16 protein-coding genes are annotated in these 15,781 nt (G+C 64.0%); 8 read left to right on the forward strand and 8 right to left on the reverse strand.

Annotated features, from left to right (window positions below; translation table 11 throughout):
- Nucleotides 1-150: 150 nt before the first annotated feature.
- A complete protein-coding gene (locus MFF34_RS16255; RefSeq protein ID WP_027595853.1) occupies nt 151-333 on the forward strand; it encodes a hypothetical protein in 183 nt (60 codons plus the stop codon).
- A 57-nt stretch (nt 334-390) separates the two neighbouring features.
- Here the strand turns inward: MFF34_RS16255 and MFF34_RS16260 are convergent, their stop codons facing one another.
- The 7 genes from MFF34_RS16260 to MFF34_RS16290 all read right to left on the reverse strand — a co-directional run bounded on the left by MFF34_RS16260 (nt 391) and on the right by MFF34_RS16290 (nt 8,708).
- The gene (locus MFF34_RS16260) at nt 391-930 is read right to left on the reverse strand and encodes a DUF2058 domain-containing protein (RefSeq protein ID WP_027595852.1); all 540 of its coding nucleotides are present in this window, start codon (nt 928-930) and stop codon (nt 391-393) included.
- Between the two features lie 22 nt (nt 931-952).
- A complete protein-coding gene (mazG, locus tag MFF34_RS16265) occupies nt 953-1,786 on the reverse strand; it encodes a nucleoside triphosphate pyrophosphohydrolase (RefSeq protein ID WP_027595851.1) in 834 nt (277 codons plus the stop codon).
- Nucleotides 1,787-1,909: 123 nt separating this feature from the next.
- A complete protein-coding gene (gene relA / locus MFF34_RS16270; RefSeq protein WP_027595850.1) occupies nt 1,910-4,150 on the reverse strand; it encodes a GTP diphosphokinase in 2,241 nt (746 codons plus the stop codon).
- A 96-nt stretch (nt 4,151-4,246) separates the two neighbouring features.
- Entirely contained in the window at nt 4,247-5,605 is a 1,359-nt protein-coding gene (gene rlmD, locus MFF34_RS16275) for a 23S rRNA (uracil(1939)-C(5))-methyltransferase RlmD (RefSeq protein WP_238215256.1), read from the reverse strand.
- Complete coding sequence (gene cysM / locus MFF34_RS16280) at nt 5,606-6,505, reverse strand: cysteine synthase CysM (protein ID WP_238215274.1); 900 nt, start codon at nt 6,503-6,505, stop codon at nt 5,606-5,608.
- 94 nt (nt 6,506-6,599) lie between these two features.
- Complete coding sequence (locus MFF34_RS16285; protein WP_238215257.1) at nt 6,600-7,988, reverse strand: sensor histidine kinase; 1,389 nt, start codon at nt 7,986-7,988, stop codon at nt 6,600-6,602.
- Between the two features lie 3 nt (nt 7,989-7,991).
- On the reverse strand, nt 7,992-8,708 hold the full coding sequence (locus MFF34_RS16290; protein WP_099428503.1) for a response regulator transcription factor: 717 nt from the start codon (nt 8,706-8,708) through the stop codon (nt 7,992-7,994).
- A gap of 195 nt (nt 8,709-8,903) precedes the next feature.
- Here MFF34_RS16290 and MFF34_RS16295 point away from each other — a divergent pair, with 195 nt between their 5' ends.
- The 4 genes from MFF34_RS16295 (at nt 8,904) to MFF34_RS16310 (ending at nt 13,711) form a co-directional block, all read left to right on the forward strand.
- The gene (locus tag MFF34_RS16295; protein ID WP_099428502.1) at nt 8,904-11,660 is read left to right on the forward strand and encodes a response regulator; all 2,757 of its coding nucleotides are present in this window, start codon (nt 8,904-8,906) and stop codon (nt 11,658-11,660) included.
- A gap of 191 nt (nt 11,661-11,851) precedes the next feature.
- A complete protein-coding gene (locus MFF34_RS16300; RefSeq protein ID WP_238215258.1) occupies nt 11,852-12,841 on the forward strand; it encodes a 2-hydroxyacid dehydrogenase in 990 nt (329 codons plus the stop codon).
- Between the two features lie 31 nt (nt 12,842-12,872).
- Nucleotides 12,873-13,310, forward strand: coding sequence for a hypothetical protein (locus MFF34_RS16305; protein WP_027595843.1), 438 nt, complete (start codon nt 12,873-12,875; stop codon nt 13,308-13,310).
- The gene (locus tag MFF34_RS16310) at nt 13,307-13,711 is read left to right on the forward strand and encodes an META domain-containing protein (protein ID WP_027595842.1); all 405 of its coding nucleotides are present in this window, start codon (nt 13,307-13,309) and stop codon (nt 13,709-13,711) included. The genes MFF34_RS16305 and MFF34_RS16310 overlap by 4 nt, the downstream gene beginning before the upstream one ends.
- Nucleotides 13,712-13,846: 135 nt before the next feature.
- On the opposite strand, the gene MFF34_RS16315 is transcribed toward MFF34_RS16310, so the two are convergent.
- A complete protein-coding gene (locus MFF34_RS16315) occupies nt 13,847-14,311 on the reverse strand; it encodes a TlpA disulfide reductase family protein (protein ID WP_238215259.1) in 465 nt (154 codons plus the stop codon).
- 85 nt (nt 14,312-14,396) lie between these two features.
- On the opposite strand from MFF34_RS16315, the gene arsC reads away from it, so the two are divergent.
- The 3 genes from arsC to MFF34_RS16330 are packed head-to-tail and all read left to right on the forward strand — an operon-like array spanning nt 14,397 to nt 15,758.
- Nucleotides 14,397-14,750 (forward strand): arsenate reductase (glutaredoxin), encoded by a 354-nt coding sequence (gene arsC, locus MFF34_RS16320; RefSeq protein WP_027595840.1) that lies wholly within the window; start codon nt 14,397-14,399, stop codon nt 14,748-14,750.
- A complete protein-coding gene (wrbA, locus tag MFF34_RS16325; protein ID WP_238215264.1) occupies nt 14,747-15,352 on the forward strand; it encodes an NAD(P)H:quinone oxidoreductase in 606 nt (201 codons plus the stop codon). Before arsC ends, wrbA begins: the two co-directional genes overlap by 4 nt.
- Nucleotides 15,345-15,758 (forward strand): DUF2069 domain-containing protein, encoded by a 414-nt coding sequence (locus tag MFF34_RS16330; RefSeq protein WP_238215265.1) that lies wholly within the window; start codon nt 15,345-15,347, stop codon nt 15,756-15,758. The genes wrbA and MFF34_RS16330 overlap by 8 nt, the downstream gene beginning before the upstream one ends.
- The last annotated feature ends 23 nt before the right edge of the window (nt 15,759-15,781 follow it).

Consider the following 15,781-nt stretch of genomic DNA (forward strand, 5'->3'; position numbering starts at 1 on the left):
CCCCACTCAAACCCCAAGCCAAGCAAATCGCAGCCCCTGAGCTTCATGAAACTTGTTTCATCCCCGTTTTATTTACTTAGCCTGCTAACAAACTCTATAAAGGAGGTGTGCGACACAATGTCGCAACCAACCTAGCAGTGGAGTTTACCGATGACAGTCCAAGTAACCGAACGCGACGAATCGAAAATGTCCCACGAAGGCCTGGCCGCTGGCGTGCGGATCTGGGATGTGCACCAGCAAGGCCAATTGGTCGGGATGTTCCACAATGAGCACGAAGCCCATCAATACCGTGTAGAGCTTGAGGACCTGGAAAGTCAGCGCACTACACAATGACCCTGCAATACCACAGTCTTTGAACAAAAAACCCCGCCTAGGCGGGGTTTTTCATGCTTACCACATCAAATCGTCAGGGATCTTGTAAGCCGCGTACGGGTCATCGTCGTCGGCTTCCTCGACATGGGTGTTGAGCAGCAGTACGCGATGCGGGTCGCGTTCCTGGATCTTCACCGCCGCTTCACGCGGAATCACTTCGTAGCCGCCGGCAAACGACACGACCGCCAGCGAGCCATTGCTCAGCTTGCTGCGCATCAGGGCATTGACGGCAATGCGCTTGACCTTCTTGTCGTCGACGAAGTTGTAGTAGTCCTCACTGTTGAGCTTGGGCAGGCGGGTCGCTTCGATCAATTGCTTGATCTGCGCGGCGCGGGCCTTTTGCTCGGCCTTTTCCTGCTGCTGGCGGTTCAACTCCTGGTCACGCTTGGCCTTTTCGGCCATGGCTTCCTTGGCCAAGCGCTGCTGGGTGTCGTCCACCTCGACCTGGCCCTTGTGCTCCAGGCGCTTTTGTTTCTTCTGGGCTTTGTTGGTCTGCGAGACCTGTTTCTGGTTGACCAGACCGGCTTTGAGCAATTGGTCGCGAAGGGAAAGGCTCATGAATGTTCACTCACTTAACAGCTCAGCCGCAGCTGGGCAGGTTCTTTTCCTGACGTTTGGCTTCACCCCAGAGGGCATCCAGCTCGTCAAGGTTACAGTCTTCGATGGGCCGACCGCTGTCGCGCAATGCCTGTTCGATAAAACGGAAACGTCGCTCGAACTTGCGATTGGCACGGCGCAGGGCATGTTCCGGGTCTTGCTTGAGGTGGCGGGCCAGGTTGACGGTGGCGAACAACAGGTCGCCGACCTCATCTTCCAGCGCATCAGCATCACCGTCGGCCATGGCCTGCAGGACCTCGTCCAGCTCCTCGCGGACCTTGTCCAGCACCGGCAATGCGTCGGGCCAGTCGAAACCGACCGTGGCTGCACGCTTTTGCAGTTTGGCTGCCCGCGACAATGCAGGCAATGCCGTTGGCACGTCATCGAGCAGCGACAGCTGTTCGGGTTCGCTTTTTTCGGCGCGCTCCTCGGCTTTGATCTCTTCCCAGCGCGACTTGACCTGGGTCTCGCTCAAGCTGGGCGTGTCTACCGGTGCATACAGCTCGCCGGTGGGGAATACGTGCGGGTGGCGGCGGATCAGCTTGCGGGTGATGCTGTCGACCACCCCGTCAAACTCGAAACGCCCCTCTTCCCGGGCCAGCTGGCTGTAGTAGACCACCTGGAACAGCAGATCGCCCAGCTCACCCTGCAAGTGCTCGAAATCGCCGCGCTCGATGGTGTCGGCAACCTCGTAGGCTTCTTCGATAGTGTGCGGGACGATGCTGGCGTAGTCCTGCTTCAAGTCCCACGGGCAGCCATATTGCGGGTCGCGCAGGCGGGCCATGAGGTGCAGCAGGTCTTCGAGGGTGTAGGTCATTAAGCAGGTCCTTCGGTGGTGCGCCCTTCGCGGGTAAACCCGCTCTCACAGGTACAGTGCATAGCTTAAGGTTTGCACTCAACCTGTGGGAGCGGGTTTACCCGCGAAGCAGCCACCTCGGTCTCAAGGGGTACGGTTACGCCGCGTCTCGATGATGTTCGGCAACTGCGAGATCCGCCCCAGCAAGCGCCCGAGCGCATCCAGGCCCGGAATCTCGATGGTCAGCGACATCAACGCCGTGTTGTCTTCCTTGTTCGAGCGGGTGTTGACCGCCAGCACGTTGATCTTCTCGTTGAGCAGCACCTGCGACACGTCACGCAACAAGCCTGGGCGGTCGTAGGCACGGATGACGATGTCGACCGGGTAGGTCTGCACCGGGATCGGCCCCCAACTCACCTGGATCATCCGCTCTGGCTCCTTGCCTGCCAGTTGCAGCACCGAGGCACAGTCCTGACGGTGGATGCTCACGCCGCGGCCCTGGGTGATATAGCCGACAATGGCATCGCCCGGCAGCGGCTGGCAGCAACCGGCCATCTGCGTCAGCAGGTTGCCGACACCCTGGATCTGGATATCGCCGCGCTTGCCGGTACGCGGGCCCGTGGGCTTGCGCTGCACCAGCTCGATCTGCTCGATACGCTCAGGCTCCAGCAACTGCTGGGCAGCGTTGACAAGGTGAGCCAGGCGTAGATCACCCGCGCCGAGCGAGGCGAACATGTCTTCGGCGGTCTTGACGTTGGTCTTCTCGGCCAGGCGCTCGAAGTCCACCTGCGGCAGGCCCAGGCGGCTGAGTTCGCGCTCGAGCAAGGTCTTGCCGGCGGCGACGTTCTGGTCGCGTGCCTGCAGCTTGAACCAGTGAACGATCTTGGCCCGTGCCCGCGAGGTGGTGACGTAACCCAGGTTGGAGTTCAACCAGTCACGGCTGGGGTTGCCGTGTTTGCTGGTGATGATCTCGACCTGCTCGCCGGTCTGCAGGCTGTAGTTCAGCGGCACGATACGCCCGTTGATCTTGGCGCCGCGGCAGTTGTGGCCGATTTCGGTGTGCACGCGGTAGGCGAAGTCCAGCGGCGTGGCGCCCTTGGGCAGGTCGATGGCATGGCCGTCCGGGGTGAACACGTAGACCCGGTCCGGCTCGATGTCGACGCGCAGCTGCTCGGCCAGGCCGCCGATGTCACCCAGCTCTTCATGCCACTCGAGCACCTGGCGCAGCCAGGAAATCTTCTCTTCGTAGTGATTGGAGCTCGGCTTGACGTCGGTGCCCTTGTAGCGCCAGTGGGCGCAAACCCCCAGCTCCGCTTCCTCGTGCATGCCGTGGGTGCGGATCTGCACCTCCAGCACCTTGCCCTCCGGGCCGATTACCGCCGTGTGCAGCGAGCGGTAGCCGTTTTCCTTTGGGTTGGCGATGTAGTCGTCGAATTCCTTGGGGATGTGCCGCCACAGGGTGTGCACGATACCCAGCGCGGTGTAGCAATCGCGGATCTCCGGGACCAGCACACGCACCGCACGCACATCGTAGATCTGGCTGAATTCCAGGCCTTTGCGCTGCATCTTGCGCCAGATCGAATAGATGTGTTTCGCCCGGCCACTGATGTCGGCGTTCACGCCGGTGGCCAGCAGTTCGTTCTGCAGCTGGTTCATCACGTCGCTGATGAAGCGCTCGCGGTCCAGCCGGCGCTCGTGCAGGAGCTTGGCGATCTGTTTGTACTGGTCGGGTTCAAGGTAGCGGAAGGACAGGTCTTCCAGCTCCCACTTGATGTGACCGATGCCCAGGCGATGCGCCAGGGGGGCATAGATGTCGAACACCTCGCGCGCGACGCGCAGGCGTTTTTCGTCGTCGGCGGCCTTGACCGCACGGATCGCGCAGGTGCGCTCGGCCAGCTTGATCAGTGCAACGCGCACGTCGTCGACCATGGCCACGAGCATCTTGCGCAGGTTCTCGACCTGCGCCTGGGAGCCCAGCACCAGCGACTGGCGCGGGCTGAGGCTGGCACTGATGGCCGCCATGCGCAGCACGCCATCGATCAGCTTGGACACCACCGGGCCAAAACGCTGGCTGACTTCAGCCAGGGTCACCTTGCCTTCACGCACCGAACGGTAAATGACGGCGGCTACCAGCGAATCCTGGTCGAGCTTGAGGTCGGCGAGAATCTCGGCGATCTCCAGGCCCGCCTGGAAGCTGGACGTACCGTCGGCCCAGGAATGCTTGGCAGGGTTACCCTTCTTCTCGACTTCGTGAGCGAATTCGCAGGCCTCTTTCAGCGCTGCGCGATCCAGGGCTGAATCGACGCTTACCACATGATCCAGCCATGCTTCGAGATTGATACTGCCGTCAGTGTTGACCGGCTGGTGCACTCTCACCTGTACCATCTTTGTTTTACCTTTCCATACAGCGCACCACGCGGGTGCGCAGGCTTCCACCGTGTGGCCGCCATTCCCTGGCAACCGCACCAACGGGCCAGTCTGCTAGCCCGCTTCGAATAACGCCATGGCCTCGACATGCGCCGTCTGAGGAAACATGTCGAGAATCCCGGCCCTTTTTAACCGGTACCCCTGTCCGACCAGCACCTGGGCGTCTCGCGCCAGCGTGGCCGGGTTGCACGATACGTAGACCAGCCGCTTGGCCTTGAGGCGTGCGATGTCATGCACCACCTCGAAAGCACCGTCGCGCGGTGGGTCCAAGAGTACCGCAGAAAAGCCTTCGGCGGCCCACTCGGCACCTGCCAAAGGCTGCGATAAATCGGCCTGAAAAAACCGTGCGTTATGCACATTGTTGTTTCGGGCATTGGCCGCGGCCCGATCCACCATGGCCTGTACACCTTCCACCGCCACCACTTCACGCGCCTGCCGCGCCAACGGCAGGGCAAAATTACCCAGGCCACAGAACAGGTCAAGCACACGTTCGTCGGCTTGCGGTGCGAGCCAGGCTAACGCCTGCTCGATCATCGCCGTATTGACCTGGGCGTTAACCTGCACGAAATCACCGGGGCGCCAGGCCAATTCCAACTGCCAGGGTTCGAGGGTAAAGCCCAGGGTCGTGGCCGCGTCTACCGGCGCCGGCTCACCCTCGCCCTGCAGCCAGAGCTGCGCCTTGGCCTCGTCGCAAAATGCCTGAAGGCGGGCCAGGTCATCCGCCGGCAGCGGCGCGACATGGCGCACCAGCAGCGCCTCAGCGGTGCCGCTGAACAGTTCCACATGGCCGATGACCTGCGGTTTGCTCAGCGAACGCAGCACCGTCGGCAAGTGGCGCAGAATCGACTGCAAGGGCTGTACCAGCACTGCACAGTCGTCGATTGAAATGATGTCCTGGCTGGCTTCGGCACGGAACCCGACCTCCAGCTGACGCGCCTTGATGTCCCAGCGCACAGCCACCCGCGCCCGGCGCCGGTAGCCGAATTCCGGCCCGCTCAGGGGGGCGGCCCAGGCCTCGGGTTGCACGCCGGCAACCCGCTGCAGCTGTTCGGCCAGCGTGCGTTGCTTGAGCGCCAGCTGCGCTTCGTGGGGCAGATGCTGCAGGTTGCAGCCGCCACAGCGGGCATAGTGCCGGCAAGGGGCTTCGCGCCGCTCGGGGCTAGCCTGCAGCACGCGCTCCAGGCGCGCCTCCACGACTTTGCCGCGGGCATTGAGCACGCGGGCCTCGACGGCTTCACCGGCCAACGCGCCACTGACGAACCAGGTACGCCCTTCATGGAAAGCGATGCCACGGCCGTCACCGGCCAGGCGCTCGATATCCAGGCGCTGTTTCTTGCCCACTGGAACCTGCGGGCTACGGTTGCCACCGGCTGGCTGGAAGCGCAGGCCGCTGTTGCTTTTCTTCTTGGACATTTAGCTCGGATCAAACAGGCCAGTGGACAGGTATCGGTCACCACGGTCGCAGATGATTGCGACCATTACCGCGTTTTCCACCTCGCGGGACAGGCGCAGCATCGCCGCGACCGCACCACCGGAAGACACGCCGCAGAAAATGCCCTCTTCACGAGCAAGGCGGCGGGTGGTGTCTTCGGCTTCCTGCTGGGACATGTCGACCACGCGATCGACGCGGGTGGCGTCGAAGATCTTCGGCAGGTATTCCTCGGGCCAGCGACGGATGCCGGGGATGGCCGAGCCTTCCATCGGCTGCAGGCCGATGATCTGCACGGCTGGGTTCTGCTCCTTAAGATACTGCGAGCAGCCCATGATGGTGCCGGTGGTGCCCATCGAGCTGACGAAATGGGTAATGGTGCCCTGGGTCTGCTGCCAGATTTCCGGGCCGGTGCTGTTGTAGTGGGCGATCGGGTTGTCGCCATTGGCGAACTGGTCGAGCACCAGGCCGCGGCCCTCGGCCTGCAGTTTCTCGGCGAGGTCGCGGGCACCTTCCATGCCCTCGTCCTTGGTCACCAGGATCAGCTCGGCGCCGTAGGCCGTCATGGCGGCCTTGCGTTCGGCGGTGGAGTTGTCTGGCATGATCAGGATCATCTTGTAACCCTTGATCGCTGCCGCCATCGCCAGGGCGATGCCAGTGTTGCCCGAGGTCGCCTCGATCAGCGTGTCACCCGGCTTGATCTGGCCGCGCAGTTCGGCGCGGGCGATCATCGACAGCGCCGGGCGGTCCTTGACCGAACCGGCGGGATTGTTACCTTCGAGCTTGAGCAGGAGCGTGTTGCTGGTCTCTCCGGCAATGCGCTGCAGGCGAACCAGGGGCGTATTGCCGACGCAATCGGCGATGGTTGGGTACTGCAAGGTCATGGCGTATTTCACAATCCGGACGGCAGGGGCGCCTATCATACCGGCAATCCTTTCCGGGCCATATCACGCAATCTGTGATGCATATAGCTACAAGCTATAACGCGGCGACCTGCGGCCGTGGGTTGTCCTTGGCGGGGGCCGGCACATGGAGCGGCACGCGCATGCACAGGCGCAGCCCGTGCTTGCCATTCTCTGCCCACAGGGTCCCGCCCTGGCGCTGGATGGCACTGCGCGCAATGCTCAAGCCCAGCCCAAAACCGCCGTCCCCAGGCCGCGAGCCGTCCAGCCGCGAGAACGGCGCGAAGATCCGCTCCAGGTCCTCTTCTGCAACCCCACCGCCCTCGTCTTCCAGCCACAGCCGCCAGTGGTTACCGTCGCGCTTCCCGCCCAAGCGCACCACGCCGTTAGTCGGCGAGTGGCGGATGGCATTGCGCAGCATGTTCTCCAGCGCCTGGGCCAGGTGGTTGAGATTGCCCTGCACCCAGCAACTGGCGGGCAGTTCGCAGCGCAGCCGCTCGGGCGACCAGCCGCTTTCGTAGCTGGCGTCCTCGGCGAGCAGGTCCCACAACGCCTGAACCTGGATCGGCTCAAGGTTCATCGGCGCACGTTCGGCATCCTGCCAAGCCAATTGCAGGGTGCCCTCAACCAATTGCTGCATGCAGTCCACTTCACGCGCCAGGCGTTCGCGCAGGCGCTGCAGGTCGGTTTCGCCATCGCAGGCCACGCGTAGCCGGCTGAGCGGCGTGCGCATTTCGTGAGACAGGTCGCGCAGCATCTGCTGCTGCATGGCCACCGTACCCTGCAGCCGTTCGGCCATCTGGTCGAACGCGCGGGCCAGCTCGCCGAGTTCGTCATGCCGGGCGATGGTGCGCGAATCGAGGCGGGCCGACAGCTGGTCGGCGCGCCAGGCATTGGCCTGCTCACGCAGTTGGTTGAGCGGCACGATCAGCATGCGGTACAGCCCAACGCACAGCAGCAAGGTGAACAGAGCGGGGATGATGCCGTTGGTCAGCACGCGCCACAGCATGCGGTACTCGCCGGGGTTGAGGCGCTCTGGCAGTTCGATCACCAGCATGCCCTGCTCCGGCGCCCCTGGGAACGGAATGCGCAGCCACGGCTGGTCGACACTGCGCCGGCTCATCGGCCAGTCGACGCCGCGCAGGCGCGTCAGCCGTTGCATGATCTGGGGGTTCAGGGTGGCGCTGTCGAGCGGCCGCAGGTTGATGTCGAGCACGCCAACCCAGCCACGCTCGCGCTGGTGCATGGCCTGCACCCAGCGGTCCAGCCCCGCGCGCCCATCGCTGCGCCAGGCCTGCTCGGCCTCAGCCGCATAACCGCGCAGCAGTTGGCGGGCCGGTTCGGACAGGAAGGCGTTCTGGGTTTCCATGTGCCGGCCCCAGGTGTAGCTCAGGCCGATCATCAGCAGGCAGAAGCCCACCAGCAGGATGGCCAGCTTCCAGAACAGCGAATGGCGGTCGAGCATGGCTCACTCCATCTCGCTGGCGCTAAGCACGTAACCTTTGCCCCAGACAGTGCGGATCTGCCGTTCGTGGTAGCCGATGCCTTTGAGCTTGCGGCGGATCTGGCTGACATGCATGTCCAGGCTGCGATCATGCCGCGAGTAACCGCGCTGCAAGACCTGTTGATAAAGGAAGGGTTTGCTCAGCACTTCGTCCAGGTTGCGGTTGAGGATCTCGAGCAGGCGGTATTCGCTGGGGGTCAGGCCTGCCAGGCGCCCTTCGAGCCTGACGTCGCTGAGCCCTTCGTCGAACTGCAACCCACCTCCGGCGGCCTCTTGCTGCGGCTGATGGCGCCGCTCCAGGGCCACGCGCCGCAGGATCGCCTCGATGCGTACCTGCAGCTCGGCCATGCTGAAGGGCTTGGGCAGGTAGTCGTCGGCGCCGCGCTGAAAACCGCTGATGCGGTCGGCTTCGGCGCCCAGCGCCGACATCAGGATCACCGGCGTGGCGCTGCGCGTGCGCAACTGGGCCAGTGCATCCAGGCCGTTGAGCCCTGGCAGCAGGATGTCCATCAACACCACGTCGAATGCCTGCCGGCCTGCGGTTTCAAGGCCTTCGAGCCCATTACGGCACCAGGTCACCTGGAAGCCGCCACGCTGCAGCTCCTCGTGCAGGTAGGCACCCAGCACCGGGTCGTCCTCGATGGCGAGGATAGTGGAGGTATGAATAGCTACGGGATTCATTGGCAACTGCCATGCATTCTCAATTGCGCGATTATTGAGCATCCGCTCTGCTCTAGGCAACCGCCCTGCGACCAATGCCTCGACCTGGCCACGAAAAGACAGACAAATGGGTGCAATAGCCGAGCAGGCGGAGTAACTTCCCGGCTTGGTCCGTCACGCAGTTGACGGCGTCCAGGCACATGACAGGAGGCAAGTGTGCTCGATCGTTTGGGAATCAGAAGCCGGGTCCTGCTGTTGGCCCTGCTGCCTGCCGGCCTGATGGCGCTGGTATTGGGCAGTTATTTCACCTGGCTGCAGCAAAGCGATTTGCGCACCCAGCTGCTGCAACGCGGCAAGATGATCGCCGAGCAACTGGCGCCGCTGGCTGCACCTGCCATGGCCAAGCGGGCTCCCGCGCAGCTGGAACGGATTGCCGCGCAGACCCTGGAGCAAACCGACGTGCGCGCGGTCGCCTTTCTTGCCCCAGACCGCACGCGCCTGGCGCATGCAGGCCCGAGCATGCTCAACCAGCCGCCCACCGGCGGTACCGGCACGCAACTTTTGCAACGCACCGGCAATGACGCCACACGCTACCTGATGCCCGTCTTCGGCCACCACCGCGACCTGGCCACCGATGCCGTGCCGGCCGAAGCCGAGCGCCTGCTGGGTTGGGTCGAAATCGAACTGTCGCACGACGGCACCTTGCTGCGTGGCTACCGCAACCTGTTCACCAGCCTGTTGCTGATCCTCGCCTGCCTGGCCCTCAGTGGCCTGCTGGCACTGCGCATGAGCCGCACCATCAACGACCCGATCAAACGCATCAAGCATGCGGTCAATCAGCTCAAGGATGGCCACCTGGACGAGCGCCTGCCGGCCATGGGCAGCCACGAGTTGGACGAGCTGGGCCGCGGCATCAACCGCATGGCCGAAACCCTGCACAGCGCCCACGAAGAGCTGCAGCACAGCATCGACCAGGCCACCGAAGACGTGCGCCAGAACCTGGAGACCATCGAGATCCAGAACATCGAGCTGGACATGGCCCGCAAGGAAGCCCTGGAGGCCAGCCGCATCAAGTCGGAGTTCCTGGCCAACATGAGCCACGAGATCCGCACCCCGCTCAACGGCATCCTCGGCTTCACCCATTTGCTGCAGAAAAGCGAGCTGACGCCGCGCCAGCTGGATTACCTGAGCACCATCGAGAAGTCCGCCGACAACCTGCTGGGGATCATCAACGAGATCCTCGACTTCTCCAAGATCGAGGCCGGCAAGCTGGTGCTCGACAGCATTCCGTTCAACCTGCGCGACCTGGTCCAGGACACCCTGACCATCCTCGCCCCGGCCGCGCACGCCAAGCAGCTCGAACTGCTCAGCCTGATCTACCGCGACACCCCATCATCGCTGATCGGCGACCCGCTGCGGCTCAAGCAGATCCTCACCAACCTGGTGAGCAACGCGATCAAGTTCACCCGCGAAGGCACCATCGTCGTGCGCGCCATGCTTGAAGACGAACACGAAGACAGCGCGCAGCTTCGCATCAGCGTGCAGGACACCGGCATCGGCCTGTCGCCGCAGGATGTGCGCACGCTGTTCCAGGCGTTCAGCCAAGCCGACAACTCGCTGGCGCGCCAGCCTGGGGGTACCGGCCTGGGCCTGGTGATTTCCAAGCGCCTGATCGAGCAGATGGGCGGCGAGATCGGCGTCGACAGCACGCCGGGCGAAGGCTCGCAGTTCTGGATCAGCCTCAACCTGCCCAAGGCTCACGACGATGCCGAAGAGCTGCCGCTGCAGCCACTGCTGGGCCGCCGCGCCGCCATCGTCGACAGCCATGAGCTGGCGCGCCAGGCGCTGGAGCACCAGCTTGAAGACTGCGGCCTGAGCGTCAGCCTGTTTGCCTCGTACGACCAGCTTCTGCATGCGGTACAGGCCGCAAGCCAGGCGGGCCACCCGTTTGACTTCGCGGTGCTCGGCGCCAACCTGGGCAACCTGACGCCCGAGCAGCTCGGTGAGTACCACCTGCAACTGGACCGCTACCAGTGCCAGTGCGTGGTGCTGTGCCCGACCACCGAACAGGCGCTGTACCACCCCTACCTGCCCAATGGCCATGGCCAACTCCTGTCCAAGCCAACGTGCACGCGCAAGTTGCGTCGGCTGCTGCTGGAGCTGATCCAACCGCGTCGCCCGCTGGGCGAGCCGAACATCCTCAGCGGCCAGCGCCAGCCGAAGATTTTGTGCGTCGATGACAACCCAGCCAACCTGCTGCTGGTACAGACCCTGCTCGAAGACCTGGGTGCCCAGGTGCTGGCCGTCGACAACGGCTATGCGGCGGTGCAAGCAGTGCAGGATGAGCCCTTCGACCTGGTGCTGATGGACGTGCAAATGCCCGGCATGGATGGCCGCGCCTGCACCGAGCAGATCCGCCTCTGGGAAAACGCCCAAAGCGGCAGCCCGCTGCCGATTGTCGCCCTCACCGCGCATGCCATGGCCAACGAGAAACGCGCGCTGCTGCATGCCGGCATGGACGACTACCTGACCAAACCGATCAGTGAGCGGCAGTTGGCCCAGGTGGTGATGAAGTGGACCGGCCTGAGCCTGGGCGTGCCGCAGCAAGAGCGCTTGGCCGAACAGCGGCTCAACAGCGACGAACTGAAGGTGCTCGACCCCGACGAAGGTTTGCGCCTGGCCGCCGGCAAATCCGACTTGGCGGCCGACATGCTGGCCATGCTGCTGGCGTCACTGGAGTCCGATCGCCAGGCGATACGCGCCGCCCGCGAAGCGCAGGATCACACCACCTTGATCGAGCAGGTACACCGCCTCAACGGTGCCTCGCGTTATTGCGGTGTGCCGCAGCTGCGGGCGGCATGCCAGCGCAGCGAGACCTTGCTCAAACAAGAGCACCCCCATGCGCAGCAGGCATTGGATGAACTCGACAGCGCGATCAGCCGGCTGGCGACGCAGGCACACATCAATGCCTGACAGCGCTGCCTTGCCCCTGAGCTGGAGCAGCCTTGTGCTGCTGTAGGAGCAGCCTTGTGCTGCGAAGAGGCCCGTGACAGCAGCGAAGATTTACTGTGCTGTCACCGGCCTCTTCGCAGCACAAGGCTGCTCCAACGGCCACACAGGACGGCCAGCTACAATCCCCAGACATTCGCAAAGGAAGCCCGACCATGCGCGCCCTGTTGTTCAGCAGCCAGCACTACGACCAGGAAAGCTTCACCCAGGCCGCTGCCGGCACTGCCCTGGAGCTGCACTTCCAGCCCGCCCGCCTGACCTTGGACACTGCGCCCCTCGCCAGCGGTTACGAGGTCGTCTGCGCCTTCATCAACGATGAGCTGGACGCCCAAGTGCTGGCGCGCCTGGCCGCTGGCGGCACGCGCCTGATCGCCCTGCGTTCGGCGGGCTATAACCACGTCGACCTTGCGGCCGCCCAGCGCCTGGGCCTGGCCGTGGTACGGGTGCCGGCCTATTCGCCACACGCGGTGGCCGAGCACGCCGTGGCGCTGATCCTCGCCCTCAACCGGCGCCTGCACCGGGCTTACAACCGCACCCGCGAAGGTGATTTCACCCTGCATGGCCTGACCGGCTTCGACCTGCACGGCAAGACCGTCGGTGTGGTCGGCACCGGCCAGATCGGCGTTGCATTCGCCCGCATCATGGCCGGCTTCGGCTGCCAGTTGCTGGCCTACGACCCCTACCCCAACCCGGACCTGCTGGCCCTCGGCGCCCGCTACCTGCCCCTGCCCGAGTTGCTGCGCGAGGCGCGCATCATTAGCCTGCATTGCCCGCTGACCGAGCACACCCGCCACCTGATCAATGCGCAAAGCCTGGCTCAACTGCAACCTGGCGCCATGCTGATCAACACCGGCCGCGGCGCGCTGGTCGACACCCCGGCATTGATCGACGCACTCAAGTGCGGCCAGCTGGGCTACCTGGGCCTGGACGTCTACGAAGAAGAGGCCCAACTGTTTTTCGAGGATCGCTCCGACCAGCCCTTGCAAGACGATGTGCTGGCCCGGCTGCTGACCTTCCCCAACGTGATCATCACCGCCCACCAGGCCTTCCTCACCCGTGAGGCGCTGGACGCCATCGCCGCCACCACGCTGGACAACATCAACCGCTGGATGGCAGGCAAACCACAGAATCTGGTATCGGGTTAATGCTAGGATACGCGGCATTTCTGGAGGACCCATGGTCGAGCACGATTTCCGCTACACCCTTTTCAACCCGCAACACACCCTGATCGAGTGCCGCGCCCTGGTACCCGGCCGCTATCAGGTAACCGGCAACGGCGGTTCGATGCACAAGGGCGACACGTTGTTGGTGACCCTCAAGGGCAGCAAGGACTTGTCCATGCGACTGACCGTGGAAAGCGTGCGTCACCTGATCAACCCGCGCGGCCAGTGGGTTGCCGTGGCCAGCGGCCCGGTGTTCAGCGAGCTGGAGATCCTCACCTGGCAGGTCGAGTGCGACCAGTGCGACGCCGTGCTGGACTTCGAGTTCGCAGTCGATGCCAAGCTGGGCAAGAAAGCCCGCCAGCCGGCGGCCAGCGCCCGTATCGCGGAGCTGGGCTGGGCCAGCCGTGGCGAGAAGCACCTGTGCCCGCGTTGCCAGGAGAGCGCTGAGTGAAAAAGCTGCTGACCGGCGTGCTGATTGCCACCGGCCTGCTCGGCTGCGCCGCGCAACCGTCGAAGCTGCAGCAGGAGCGCAGCTATGTACTGGAGTGGATTGGCGAACGCCCGCTGATCGATTACAGCCACCTTACCCTGACCCTGGCCAGCGATGGCCGCGCCTACGGTAATGGCGGCTGCAACCATTGGTTTGCCCCGTATACGCTGGAAGGCAAGCACCTGAGCTTCGGCAAGGTCGGCAAGACCCGCAAGCTGTGCGCACCGGCGCTGATGGAACAGGAAAAACGCTTCCTGCAGGCGCTGGAGACGGTACAACGCTGGGATGTCTCGCCCGTGGAGCAGATGCGCTTCTGGCCGGCCGAGGGCAAGCCGCTGCGGTTCTGGCCTGAAGAAGGTTGAGGACTGCCGGGGCCGCTCTGCGGCCCTTCGCGGCACAAGGCCGCTCCTACAGGTAACCGCGTACGCTGGGATGACGCGGTCACCTGTAGGAGCGGCCTTGTGCCGCGAAGGGCTGCAAAGCAGCCCCAACAGGCATCATGCGCCCTTCAGGGCCTTGATCTTGGCCTGCAGCCCTTCCAGGGTCTGCTCACCCATCAATTGCTCACGCACCTTGCCCTTGTCATCGATGATGTAGGTCACCGGCAACGCCTCGCTGCGGGGCAGCTCGTAACGCTCGGCCGGGTCCTGCGCCAGCACGGTAAAGCCGATGCCCAAGGTGTCCGCCGCCTGCTTCAGGTCCTGGCCCTGCAAGCCGTCGAAGTTCACACCGACCACCTTGATCCCCTCGGCCGCCCATTGCTTGGCCGCCGCATTCAACTCAGGGATTTCGGTACGGCACGGTCCGCACCATTCGGCCCAATAGTTGAGCACTAACCAGTGCCCCTCGATCTGCTCGGCCTTTACCGTATTGCCGTGTTGGTCCACGCCGTAGTCGGCACCGCAACCACCGAGCAACAGGCCCGCGGTGATGGCCAGTACTGCTGCCAAACGCCTTGCCATGGGTCAATCCTTCTCGAAGTTTCAAGCAAATGGTTCAGTCGCTGCGGTTAGAATAGCCGCCACACCCAGCTGGATGCGACCCGACATGACTGACCTGACGCTCTATCATAACCCGCGCTGCTCGAAATCCCGCGGCGCGCTAGAACTGCTCGAAGCACGCGGCCTGGCGCCGACCATCGTGCGCTACCTCGAAACCCCGCCAGACACCGCCACCCTGACGGCCCTGCTCGGCAAACTGGGCATCGCCCCGCGCCAGCTGCTGCGCACCGGCGAAGACGAATACAAAGACCTGAACCTGGCCAACCCGGCCCTGACCGATGCGCAATTGATCGACGCCATGGCCCAACACCCCAAGCTGATCGAGCGGCCGATTCTGGTGGCCGGCGATAAAGCCGTGATTGGCCGCCCACCCGAGAAGGTGCTGGAGATCCTGCCGTGAGCCAGCCCTTCATCCTGGTTTTGTATTACAGCCGCCATGGCGCCACCAGCGAAATGGCCCGGCACATTGCCCGCGGTGTCGAGTTGGCCGGTATGGAGGCGCGCCTGCGCACCGTGCCGGCGATTTCCACTGAGTGCGAAGCTGTGGCTCCGGACATCCCGGCCAGCGGCGCGCTGTACGCCACCCTAGACGACCTGCGCCATTGCGCCGGCCTGGTGCTGGGCAGCCCGACCCGCTTCGGCAACATGGCCGCGCCGCTGAAGTACTTCCTCGACGGCACCAGCAGCCTGTGGCTGGGTGGCGAACTGGTGGGCAAGCCCGCCGGGGTGTTCACCTCCACTGCCAGCCTGCATGGTGGCCAGGAAACCACCCTGCTGTCGATGATGCTGCCGCTGATGCACCACGGCATGCTGGTGATGGGCCTGCCCTACAGCGAATCGGCCTTGCTCGAAACCCGCGGCGGCGGCACACCGTATGGCGCCAGCCACCACGCCGGCGCCGATGGCAAGCGCGAGCTCGACCCCCACGAAATCACCCTGTGCCGTGCCCTCGGCCAACGCCTGGCGAGCACCGCCAAGGCCCTGGAGGCCGCGCGTGGCTAAAAAGCCCAAGGTGTTGCCGCCACTGCAATGGCTGGCACCGCGCCTGCGCCTGACGCGGGCGCTGAGCCTGGCGTTTTTCTTTGGCCTGATCGCGTTGCTGGTGGTGAACAACCTGTGGTTCGCCAACCTGCACGGGGCGCGCGTCGAAGTGATTCTGGCGATCGAACTGGTGCCGCTGCTGTTGCTGCTGCCGGGCATGCTGAAGGGCAGCGCCCGGGCGCATGCCTGGACCTGCTTTGTGGTGAATATCTATTTCATCAAGGGCGTGTTGGCGGCGTTCGATCCGGCCCGGGCGCTGTTTGGCTGGGTTGAGGTGGTGGTAAGCCTGGGGTTGTTCGTCAGCGGGCTGCTGTTTGTGCGCTGGAAGTTCCAGTATGAGCGGCGCATGGCGGGCGAAGGGAGTTGATTCAGGGGGCTGCTTTGCAGCCC

This window comes from Pseudomonas sp. PAGU 2196, assembly GCF_022179005.1.
GTDB lineage: Bacteria > Pseudomonadota > Gammaproteobacteria > Pseudomonadales > Pseudomonadaceae > Aquipseudomonas > Aquipseudomonas kermanshahensis.